We start from the raw sequence: 11,230 nt of genomic DNA on the forward strand, positions 1-11,230 counted from the left end.
AAGCTGCGGTGATCAAGAGGTCTGCGTCACCGGGGCCGCCCGTCCGCGACGCAAACCTCTTGATCAACCTGACGGGGTGGGTGGTTCGGTGGTGGGGGGTTCGGGTTCGGTGGCGCGGATGGCGTCGGCGTACGCGAGAGCGGCGCGACGCAGGGCCGCCTCCGGGTCGAGACCGGCCTCCCGGGCGGCGGCGACCGTGGCCAGCAGGCCGGCCCCCAACTGCGCCTCCGCGTCCACCTGTCCCTGCGCGAGCGGCGGCGGCACGGCCAGCCCGAACCGCTCGGCACGCTCCAGGATCTTCGCGGCCAGGGCGAGCGCCGGCTGGCTGAGCGGAACACCGTCCAGCACGGAACCGCTCGGCTTCTCGGCCCGCTTGATCCGGTCCCAGTTGGCGGTGATCTCCTCCAGGGTCTCCGCCTCGACACCGGCGAAGACGTGCGGGTTCCGCCGGATCATCTTGTCGACGAGGCCGCCCGCCACGTCGTCCACGTTCCACCGCTCGCCCTCGGGCAGCTCCTCGGCGAGCCGGGCGTGCAGCACCACCTGGAGCAGCACGTCGCCCAACTCCTCACGGAGGGCGTCGGTGTCGCCGGCGCTGATCGCGTCGTACGCCTCGTAGGACTCCTCCAGCAGGAACCGGGCCAGGCTCTCGTGCGTCTGCGCCCGCTTCCACGGATCGCCACCCGGGGAGGCCAGCCGGTCCATCACGGCCACCGCGTCGAGCAGCCGGGCGCCCGGCGGGTCCCACGAGCCGTACATCAACTCCAGTTCCGCCAGGCCGGGCTCCCGGGCCAGCCGCAGCCCCAGCTCCCGGGCGAGCGTCTCGTCACCGCTCGGCCCGGCCAGCCAGACGGCGGTGCCGTGCTCGCGGACCGCGTCGAGCAACGCCTGCGTCGCCGGGCCGTCGATCACCGTGACCCGGCCGCCGGCGGCGCGGATCGCCACGGTCGACTCGCTCTCCGCGCCGGTCAGCACCGGCGCGGAGCGTACGACGTCCCAGGCGGCCGCGGTCAGCAGCCCGGCCGGCAGCCGGGGCGAGGTGACCAGCAGGACGATCCGCGCCGACATGGTCAGTTACGGACCGGCTCGGTCGCTCCGGCCGGGTCGGCCGGCTCGCTCGACGGGAGCGGCTCCGGGGTCGAGATGTCGGTGACCGTGCCGGCCCGGTCGAGGTAGGGCAGGTCGTACTGGCGGGTGCCGGCCCCGGGCACCTGCAGCAGCGCCGGAATCGCCAGCGAGGAGTAGCGCGGGTTGAGGGTCACGTCCTCGCGATCCACCGCCTCCTGGAACTCCTTGCTGAGCGCCACCACGGCCGCCACCTGCCGGGCGATGTCCGGCTGCGCGAACTGCGTGCGCTGGTCCTCGACGGACCATCCGGGCGGCGCCACACCGGCCTCCACCAGGTTGTCGTAGACCTCGCTCCGCTCCTCATCGGTCAACTCGGCCGGCGGCATCGAGTCCTGGAGCGCGAGGTAGTGGTTGTACCAGTCCGCGGCGAGCTTCGCGTACTCCGTGCCGGGCACGCCCAGGTCCTGGCCCAGCTGCTCGGCGCTGATCTGGTCCCGCACCGCGATCTGCTTCTCCGCCGTGAGCCGCGTGGCCAGCTCCAGACCCACCAGCACGTTCAGCACGTCCTGCTGGTCGACGTTCCACCGCAGCTGCTCCGGTTCGGGCGAGGCGGACGGGCCGTTCTGCTGCTGGATCGCCGCCCGGACGGACTCGGCGAACTTCGCCTGGCCCTCATCCTGGATCGCGTCGACCCGGTCCAGCTGGTAGGTGATGTCACCGACGTACGCGGCGGCGTCCGGCGCGGACCGGCCGCAGGCGGCGAGGGAGAGCACAGCGAGGGCCGCGACGCTGGCGGCGGCGATGAGTCGGCGAGCACGCATGAAGGTCACTCTCTCACGCCGACCCTCCACCTGTGACGCCCCCCACCCGGCCCGGCGCCTCCACCCGCGATCATGAAGTTGTTGCGCGTCGTGTCGGCGTGTCGCGGCAACAACTTCATGATCGACGGAGGGAGGACGGTCAGCCGGCGGTGGTCGTCAGCGCCGGCTCGCCGAGGACGTCGGAGAGGAGCTGGGCGCACCACTCCAGCAGGGCCTGGTCGCGCAGCGGCTCGCCACCGACCCGGCGGGTACTCGGCCGCGGCACGCTGACCTGGTCGGCGGCCTGCTTGTAGACCGAATCCGGGTGGTAGCGCTTGAGCCGCATCTGCTTGGAGTCCGGCAGCGGCAGCGGGCTGAACCGGAGGTGCTTGCCCTGCATCGAGACGTCGGTGAGGCCGTACCGGCGGGCCAGCAGCCGGAACCGGGCCACCGCGACCAGGTTCTGCACCTGCACGGGTGGCTCGCCGTACCGGTCGGTCATCTCGGCGACCACCTCGCGCAGCCGCTCCTCGTCGCGGGCCTCGGCGAGCTTGCGGTACATCTCCAGCCGCAACCGCTCCACCCCCACGTAGTCGTGCGGCAGGTGTGCGTCGATCGGCAGGTCGATCTTGACGTCGGTCTCCTCCTCGGGACCCTCGCCCTTGAACGCCTGCACCGCCTCGCCGACCATCCGCACGTACAGGTCGAAGCCCACGCCCTCGATGTGCCCGGACTGCTCACCACCGAGCAGGTTGCCCGCCCCCCGGATCTCCAGGTCCTTCATGGCCACGTACATGCCGGCGCCCAGCTCGGTGTGCTGGGCGATGGTGGCCAGCCGCTCGTGCGCGTGCTCGGTGAGCGGCTTCTCCGGCGGGTAGAGGAAGTACGCGTACGCACGCTCCCGCCCCCGGCCGACCCGGCCCCGGATCTGGTGCAGCTGGGCCAGGCCGAGCAGGTCGGCGCGCTCGACGATCAGGGTGTTGGCGTTCGGGATGTCGATGCCGGACTCGACGATCGTGGTGCAGACCAGGACGTCGAACTCCTTCTCCCAGAAGCCGACCATCACCTTCTCGAGCGCCTCCTCGCTCATCTGCCCGTGCGCCACCGCGACCCGCGCCTCGGGCACGAGCTCCCGGATCCGCCGGGCCGCCCGCTCGATCGACTCGACCCGGTTGTGCAGGTAGAAGACCTGCCCGTCGCGGAGCAGCTCACGGTGCACGGCGGCGGCGACCTGCCGGTCGTCGTACGCCCCGACGGCGGTGAGCACCGGGTGCCGCTCCTCAGGCGGCGTGGCGATGGTGGACATCTCCCGAATGCCGGTGATGGCCATCTCCAGCGTGCGCGGGATCGGCGTGGCCGACATGCTCAGCACGTCGACCGAGGCCCGCATCGTCTTCAGGTGCTCCTTGTGCTCGACGCCGAAGCGCTGCTCCTCGTCGACGATCACCAGCCCGAGCGACTTGAACCGGGTCGCCGCCTGGAGCAGCCGGTGCGTGCCGATGACGATGTCGGCCGTCCCGTCCGCGGCCATGGCGAGCGTCTGCTCCGCCTCCTTCGGCGTCTGGAACCGGGACAGCTGCCGGATCGTCAGCGGGAACTGGCTCATCCGCTCGGCGAACGTGTTGTAGTGCTGCTGCACGAGCAGCGTGGTCGGCACCAGCACCGCGACCTGCTTGCCGTCCTGCACCGCCTTGAACGCCGCCCGTACCGCGATCTCGGTCTTGCCGTAGCCGACGTCGCCGCAGATCAGCCGGTCCATCGGGACCGTCTGCTCCATGTCCCGCTTGACCTCCTCGATCGCGGCGAGCTGGTCCGGCGTCTCCTGCCACGGGAACGCGTCCTCCAGCTCCCGCTGCCACGGCGTGTCCGGGCCGAACGCGTGCCCCTTGGACGCCTTCCGGGCGGCGTAGAGCTGGATCAGCTGGGCGGCGATCTCCCGGACCGCCTTACGGGCCCGGGCCTTGGACTTCTGCCAGTCCGAGCCGCCCATCTTGTGCAGCGTGGGCTGCTCGCCCCCCACGTACCGGCTGAGCTGGTCGAGCTGGTCGGTCGGGACGAAGAGCCGGTCGCCGGGCTGGCCACGCTTGCTCGGGGCGTACTCGATGACCAGGTATTCCCGCGAGGCCCCGTTGACGGTGCGCTGCACCAGCTCGACGTAGCGGCCGATGCCGTGCTGCTCGTGCACCACGTAGTCGCCGGCCTTCAGCTCCAGCGGGTCGATGGTGTTGCGCCGCCGGCTCGGCATCTTGCGCATGTCCCGGGTCGACGTGCCCCGACCGCCGGTGAGGTCGTTGCCGGTCAGCAGCACGAACTTCGACGCTTCGTCGACGAAGCCGGCGTTGAGCGAGCCGCAGGTGACCAGGAGCTCGCCGGCGACCGGCGCGGCCGGCACCTGCTCGGTGAGCCGGGCGCCCAGCCCGGCGTCGCGAAGCACCTCGACGGCGCGCGTGGCGGGACCATGCCCCTCGAAGACCAGCGCGATCGACCAGCCCTCGCCGGCCCAGCGCTTCAGGTCGTCGACCACCCGTGCGGTCTCACCGTGGTAGAGCGGCGCCGGCTGCGCGGCCAGCGTCACCGCGATCGCGTCGTCGGGGGTCACGCTGACCTCGTCCGGCGCGTCCTCCCAGGGCTGCCGCTCCGGCGCGGCCCCCGGCTCGGCGAGACCGAACGGGGAGAGCGTCCACCACGCCTGGCCCAGCTTGCCGGCGGCCGCGCGCACCTCGGCGAGGCTGCGGAAGGCGGCCGCGCCGAGGTCGACCGGCGCCTGACCGCCGACGGCCGCCGCGGCCCAGCTGGCCTGGAGGAACTCCTCCGAGGTACGCACCAGGTCGTGCGCCCGGGTGCGGATCCGCTCCGGGTCGCAGAGCAGCACGTGGGTGCCGGCCGGCATCACGTCCAGGAGCAACTCCAGGCTCTCGTTGCCGAGCAGCGCCGGGACCAGCGACTCCATCCCCTCGACCGGGATGCCCTCGGCGAGCTTGTCGAGGATCTCCGCGAGCTCCGGGTGCCGCTCGGCGAGCGCCGCGGCCCGCTCGCGCACCTGCGGGGTGAGCAGCAACTCCCGGCACGGCGGCGCCCAGAGCTGGGTCACCTGCTCGATGGTCCGCTGGTCGGCGACGGCGAAGGTGCGGATCTCCTCCACCTCGTCGCCCCAGAACTCGACGCGGGACGGGTGCTCGTCGGTGGGCGGGAAGACGTCGAGGATGCCGCCGCGCACCGCGTACTCGCCGCGCTTGGTGACCAGGTCGACCCGGGCGTACGCCATGTCGGTGAGCCGGCGGGCGACCTCCTCCAGGTCCGCCTCGGCGCCGGGAGCCAGCTGTACCGGTTCGAGGTCGCCGAGCCCCTTGAGCTGAGGTTGCAGCAACGAGCGCACGGGGGCGACCACGACCCGCAGCGGGCCGGTGCGACCGTGCGCGTCGGCCGCATCCGGGTGCGCCAGCCGGCGCAGTACGGCGAGCCGCCGGCCGACGGTGTCGGAGCGGGGCGAGAGCCGCTCGTGGGGCAGCGTCTCCCAGGACGGAAAGACCGCGACCTGCTCCGGCGGGAGCAGGCTGCCCAGCGCGGCGGCCAGGTCGTCGGCCTCCCGGGTGGTCGCGGTGACCGCGAGGACCGACCGGCCGGCGCCGCCGGTCCCCTCCTGGCCCGCGTCGGCCGCCACGGCGGCCACCGCGAACGGACGCAGCGCCGGCGGGGCGGTGATGTCGAGCCCGTCGACCTGCGCGGCACCGGAGCGCGCCAGGTCACGCGCCCGGGCCAGCCCGGGGTCGGCCAGGGCGGCGGTGAAGAGTCCGGTGAGCATCTGCGATCACTTCCAGAGGAGTCGACGCGCGTGGTGCGCTCGGAGCACACGACAGAGACCCCGCGTCCAGCCGGACGGGGGGTGCGCCCACCAGCCTATCTCCGCCGACCGACACCGGCCCCGTTCCGCCCCGCCCGTCACCTGCCCGCCCGTCCGCGACCCCGTCGGCCGACGGGGCACCCCGGGGTCGATCCATCAAGATCCGCACAACTTCCCCGAAGTAGTGGCCTCCGGGCCGGCGGAGGCCGCAACTTCCCCGGAGTTGCGGCCTCCCCGGAGTTGCAAGATCTTCGGGATCTTGACCGGGCGCGCGGCGCCGTGGTCGGGTTTCGGGATGAGCGAGCAGTGGCGGGCACAGTTCGACGCGGAGGTGAGCTTCGCCAACGGCGGCGGGCTGCGTACGGAGGGGTTCCGGCTGGACATCCCCGGGCGGGAGATCAGCGACGCGGACCTGGCTGCGCTCCTGGTCCGGCATCTCGGCCTGCTGATGGTGGCCGAGGTACGGATCAGCAACGCGACGATCATCCAGGAGCCGCACAAGGGCGGCCGGGGCGTGGCCGGCCAAGCGCCCGGCGACCGCCGGCTCGTCGAGCTGAGTCACGTGATCCACGACGGGATGGTCACCCTGCCCGGTTGGCCGGCGCCGCGGCTGAGCGAGTGGCTGACCCGGGAGGCGTCCCGGGCGAACTACGCCCCGGGCACCGAGTTCCAGGTCGGGCGGATCGACATGATCGCCAACACCGGCACGTACCTGGACACCCCGGCGCACCGCTTCGCCGACGGGGTAGACCTGACCGGGGTGCCGCTGGACCGCCTCGCCGACCTGCCCGGGATCGTGGTCCGGGTGCCGTCCGGCACCCGTGCGCTGGACCGCCTGGTGATCGCGCCGTACGACGTGGCCGGCAAGGCGGTGCTGCTGCACACCGGGTGGGACGCGCGCTTCGGCACCCCGGGGTACGGCGCGCCCGAGGCGCCCCACCTGACCGCTGACGCCGCACAGGCGCTCGCCGAGTCGGGCGCCGCGCTGGTCGGCATCGACTCGGTCAACATCGACGACATGAGCCCGGCGGCGAACGGCGAGCGCCCGGCGCACACCACCCTGCTGTCCGCCGGCATCCCGATCGTGGAGCACCTGACCGGCATCGACGCGCTGCCGCCGGAGGGTTTCCGGTTCACCGCCGCCCCGCCCCGGATCGCCGGGATGGGCACCTTCCCGGTCCGCGCGTTCGCGGTGATCGGCGCCTGACGCACGCCGCGACAACGTCCCGGATGCCGCTGCCCCGGTCGAGGCGGGAGGCGGCGCCCTCGGAGAGATCGCGCGGAGCCGGCCGGTGGGCGCCGGGAGCTCGGCCGTGGGCTCAGTAGCGCACGCTGATCCGGCGTTCGGCCGCGTCGATCCGCATCTCGCCGCCGTACGGGATGATCAACTGCGGGTCGGTGTGGCCGAGGTCGACGTCGAAGACCACCACCGCGTCCGGGTGGTACGCGGCCAACGCCCTCGTGACCGCCGCCCGCTGCGCCGCGCCCCAGGCGATCCGCTGCTCCAGCGTGTGCGGCTTGTCGAACTCCCACGCCTTCGGCCGGCCCACCACGATCGCCGGGAAGGCGGCGAGCAGTCCCCGCTCGCCCAGGTTGCGCACGATCCGGAAGACCTCGGTGTCCGGCGGCAACTCCTCGGACGTCTCGAGAATCAGCACCGATCCGGCCAGTTCGGCGGCCGACGGGACCCTGTCGACCGCCATCAGCCAGTGCAGGATCTCCAGGTTCCCGCCCCAGGTCGGCCCCTGCACCACCCTCGCCGGCCCCTGCCAGCGCCACCCCTCGCCGGCGAACATCACCGGCTCCTCGGTCAGGAGCGCCGGGTCGCGCCAGTCGCGCGGCTCGTCGCCCCACTCCGTCGCCGGCGTCAGCTCGTACCAGCCGGAGGTGAAGAGGGCGGCGCGCAGCGAGTCCAAGGTCAGCGGGTGCGGCGCGCCGGAGCGGCCGAGGTGCACCAGCACGGACCCGCCGTGGTACGCGACCACCCCGAGCCGGTGGAGGTGGTTGAGGAGGTTGGTGTTGTCGGAGTACCCGAAGTACGGCTTCGGGTTGGTCCGCAGCACCTCGTCGTCCAGGTACGGGGTGACGGTGATCAGGTCGTCGCCGCCGACGGTCGCCAGCACGGCGGTGATCGACGGGTCGGCGAAGGCGGCGGTCAGGTCCCGGGCCCGGTCCCGAGGATCGGCGCCCATCACCCGGGTGGTCGGGTACTCGACGGGCTCCAGGTCGAACTCCTCCCGCAGGCGTCGCAGCCCCAGCTCGTACACGTGCGGGAAGAGCGCCGGGAGCCCGGCGGAGGGCGAGACGACGGCGACGCGGTCGCCCGGCTTCGGCTTCGGCGGATATCGCAACGGCGGCATGATCGAACGCTAATCGGCACGACAATCCGTTTTCCCCATCCGGGGGATGGGCCCCGGCCCCACCTACGATTCGCCCCGAGGCGATGGCAAGAGCCCCCGGCTATGAAAAAAGCGATAGCGAGGGTCCCCTCCTTACATCCACGTCCACGCGGATACGATCCAGTAAGTCGGACAGCGCTGTCCTTCGTACGCCACGTAAGGAGCGCCCCGTGACCGACCAGCACGACCACGACGGCCCCGACGCCGCCCTGCGAGCCGACATCCGCCGCCTCGGCACCCTGCTCGGCCAGACCCTCGCCCGCCAGGAGGGTCGCCCGCTTCTCGACCTCGTCGAGGAGATCCGCGCGCTGGTCCGCTCCGAGGCCCCGAGCGCCGCGCAACGGCTCGCCACCCTCGACGTGACCACCGGCACCAAGCTGGCCCGCGCCTTCTCCACCTACTTCCACCTCGCCAACATCACCGAGCAGGTGCACCGGGCCCGTGACCTGCGCCGTCGCCGGGCCACCCACGGCGGCTGGCTGGACCAGGCGGCCAAGATGATCGCCGAGCGCGGGGTACCGGCCGAGGAGGTCGCCGCCGTGGCCCGCCGGCTCGCCGTCCGGCCGGTCTTCACCGCGCACCCCACCGAGGCGGCCCGCCGGTCGATCCTGTCGAAGCTGCGCGCGATCGCCGACGAACTGGACGCCGAGACCGCCAACGCGATCCTCTACGGGGCGAGCGACGAGGGCCCGGCGAACCGGCGGCTGGCCGAACTGCTCGACCTCATGTGGCAGACCGACGAGCTGCGGCTGGACCGGCCGGACCCGACCGACGAGGCCCGCAACGCCATCTACTACCTGCGGGACCTCTACGCCGAGGCCGCCCCGCAGGTCCTCGACGACCTCGCCGAGACGCTGCGCGCACTCGGCGTGGAGACCTCGCCGACCGCCCGGCCGCTGAGCTTCGGCACCTGGATCGGCGGCGACCGGGACGGCAACCCGTTCGTCACCCCGACCGTCACCCGCGAGGTGCTGCGGATCCAGCACGAGCACGGCATCCAGGCCACCGAAGCGGCGATGGAGGACCTGATCAACGAGGTCTCCGTCTCCCGGCGGCTGCGCGGGGTGTCGCTGGACCTCTCCGCCAGCCTCGCCGCCGACCTGGACGCGCTGCCCGAGGTGGCGCCCCGGTTCCGCCGGGTCAACGCCGAGGAGCCGTACCGGCTCAAGGCGCGCTGCGTGAAGGCCAAGCTGGCCAACACCCGCGAGCGGCTTCGGCAGGGCACCCCGCACGTGCCCGGCCGCGACTACCGGGGCTCGGGCGAGCTGATCGCCGACCTGGAGTTGCTGCGCGCCTCGCTGGCCCGCAACTCCGGCCAGCTCACCGCCGTGGGACGGCTCGCCTCGACGATCCGGACCGTCTCCGCGTTCGGCCTGCACCTGGCGACGATGGACGTCCGGGAGCACGCCGAGGCCCACCACGCGGTGCTGGCGCAGCTCTACGCCGCCGTCGGCGAGGTCTCGGACTATCCGGCGCTCAGCCGGCTGGAGCGGACCAAGCTCCTCGCCGACGAGCTGGCCGGCCGCCGGCCGCTCTCCACCCTGGACACCCCGCTCACCGAGGCGGCCCGCAAGACCTTCGACGTCTTCAGCACGGTCCGCGAGGCGCAGGACCGGTTCGGCGACGAGGTCATCGAGTCGTACATCATCTCGATGACCCTGGGCGTGGACGACGTGCTCGCCGCGGTGGTGCTCGCTCGCGAGGCGGGCCTGGTGGACGTGCACAGCGGCCGGGCCCGGGTCGGCTTCGTGCCGCTGCTGGAGACCCCGGCGGAGCTCAACGCCGGCGGCGAACTCCTCGACGAACTGCTCTCCCTGCCGGCGTACCGGGCGCTGGTCGCGGCGCGGGGCGACGTGCAGGAGGTCATGCTCGGCTACTCCGACTCCAACAAGGAGGCGGGCATCACCACCAGCCAGTGGTCGATCCACCGGGCGCAGCGGGCGCTGCGCGACGTGGCCGCCCGGCACGGGGTCCACCTGCGCCTCTTCCACGGCCGCGGCGGCACCGTGGGGCGCGGCGGCGGGCCGACGCACGAGGCGATCCTGGCCCAGCCGTACGGCACCCTCGACGGCGCGATCAAGGTGACCGAGCAGGGCGAGGTCATCTCCGACAAGTACACCCTGCCGTCACTGGCCCGGGAGAACCTGGAGCTGACCCTGGCCGCGGTGCTCCAGGCCACCCTGCTGCACACCGCGCCCCGGCAGCCCGCCGAGATGCTGGAGCGGTGGGACGCCGCCATGGACGTGGTCTCGGCGTCGGCATACCGGTCCTACCGGTCACTGGTGGAGGACCCGGACCTGCCCGCGTACTTCTGGGCGTCCACGCCGACCGAACTGCTCGGCGCGCTCAACATCGGCTCCCGCCCGGCGAAACGGCCGAACACGGGAGCGGGCCTGTCCGGCCTGCGCGCCATCCCCTGGGTGTTCGGCTGGACGCAGACCCGGCAGATCGTCCCGGGCTGGTTCGGTGTCGGCTCCGGGCTGGCCGCGGCCCGTGAGGCGGGGCTCGCCGACGTACTGGCCGAGATGCACCGCAACTGGCACTTCTTCGGGACGTTCCTGTCGAACGTGGAGATGATGCTGACCAAGACCGACCTCGGCATCGCCCGGCGCTACGTCGAGACGCTCGTGCCGGAACAGCTCCACCCGATCTTCGACAAGATCGAGCAGGAGTACGAGCTGACCCGGCGTGAGGTGCTGGCCGTGACCGGCTCTCCCGCGCTGCTCGACAGCTCCCCGGTGCTCCAGCGCACCCTCGCGGTACGGGACACCTACCTGGAGCCGCTGCACCACCTCCAGGTGGCGCTGCTGCGTCAGTACCGCGACTCGGGCGCGGCCGGCCGGGCGGTGGCCACCGCGCCGGGCGGTCGCCGCGCGCCCAGCGACGGTACGGCTCTGGAGCGGGCGCTGCTCACCACCGTCAACGGCATCGCGGCCGGGATGCGCAACACGGGCTGACCGCCCGGCGGGGCATGCCCGGGCCGGATCAGCTTCGAGCCCATGAACCACCGAGAGCCTGATACCGCTGGGTCACCTCAGCGGTATCAGGCTCTCTCGGGCCGGTCGGATGCGGCGCCCTTGCGTGGGCCGGGTTCAGTCGCCGCCGCCCCCGAAGTCCCCGCC

At 72.9% G+C, this 11,230-nt stretch carries 6 protein-coding genes; 2 read left to right on the plus strand and 4 right to left on the minus strand.

All coding sequences use genetic code 11. The features are described 5' to 3' along the window. Positions 1-63 precede the first annotated feature (63 nt). From E1211_RS25840 to mfd, 3 genes are all read right to left on the minus strand, one after another. Complete coding sequence (locus E1211_RS25840; RefSeq protein ID WP_132351783.1) at positions 64-1,068, minus strand: nucleoside triphosphate pyrophosphohydrolase; 1,005 nt, start codon at positions 1,066-1,068, stop codon at positions 64-66. A gap of 2 nt (positions 1,069-1,070) precedes the next feature. After that, entirely contained in the window at positions 1,071-1,889 is an 819-nt protein-coding gene (locus tag E1211_RS25845) for a hypothetical protein (protein WP_132351785.1), read from the minus strand. Between the two features lie 139 nt (positions 1,890-2,028). Next, on the minus strand, positions 2,029-5,670 hold the full coding sequence (gene mfd, locus E1211_RS25850; RefSeq protein ID WP_132351787.1) for a transcription-repair coupling factor: 3,642 nt from the start codon (positions 5,668-5,670) through the stop codon (positions 2,029-2,031). A 334-nt stretch (positions 5,671-6,004) separates the two neighbouring features. On the opposite strand from mfd, the gene E1211_RS25855 reads away from it, so the two are divergent. Then, positions 6,005-6,916 carry a cyclase family protein gene (locus E1211_RS25855; RefSeq protein ID WP_132351789.1) on the plus strand — a complete coding sequence of 304 codons (912 nt, stop codon included), beginning with the start codon at positions 6,005-6,007 and terminating at the stop codon, positions 6,914-6,916. A 112-nt stretch (positions 6,917-7,028) separates the two neighbouring features. Here the strand turns inward: E1211_RS25855 and E1211_RS25860 are convergent, their stop codons facing one another. Then, on the minus strand, positions 7,029-8,069 hold the full coding sequence (locus E1211_RS25860; RefSeq protein ID WP_132351791.1) for a S66 peptidase family protein: 1,041 nt from the start codon (positions 8,067-8,069) through the stop codon (positions 7,029-7,031). Positions 8,070-8,278: 209 nt separating this feature from the next. Between E1211_RS25860 and ppc the strand changes: the two genes are divergently transcribed. Further along, positions 8,279-11,065, plus strand: a complete 2,787-nt coding sequence (ppc, locus tag E1211_RS25865; RefSeq protein WP_132351793.1) for a phosphoenolpyruvate carboxylase — start codon at positions 8,279-8,281, stop codon at positions 11,063-11,065. Positions 11,066-11,230 lie beyond the last annotated feature (165 nt).

The organism is Micromonospora sp. 15K316 (genome assembly GCF_004348525.1).
Classification (GTDB): domain Bacteria; phylum Actinomycetota; class Actinomycetes; order Mycobacteriales; family Micromonosporaceae; genus Micromonospora.

Excerpts from the sequence above, each read along its gene's own strand:
- E1211_RS25845 (WP_132351785.1), bottom strand. The coding sequence starts at position 1,889 with ATGCGTGCTCGCCGACTCATCGCCGCCGCCAGCGTCGCGGCCCTCGCT.
- E1211_RS25860 (WP_132351791.1), bottom strand. The coding sequence starts at position 8,069 with ATGCCGCCGTTGCGATATCCGCCGAAGCCGAAGCCGGGCGACCGCGTC.
- mfd (WP_132351787.1), bottom strand. The coding sequence starts at position 5,670 with ATGCTCACCGGACTCTTCACCGCCGCCCTGGCCGACCCCGGGCTGGCC.
- E1211_RS25840 (WP_132351783.1), bottom strand. The coding sequence starts at position 1,068 with ATGTCGGCGCGGATCGTCCTGCTGGTCACCTCGCCCCGGCTGCCGGCC.
- E1211_RS25855 (WP_132351789.1), top strand. The coding sequence starts at position 6,005 with ATGAGCGAGCAGTGGCGGGCACAGTTCGACGCGGAGGTGAGCTTCGCC.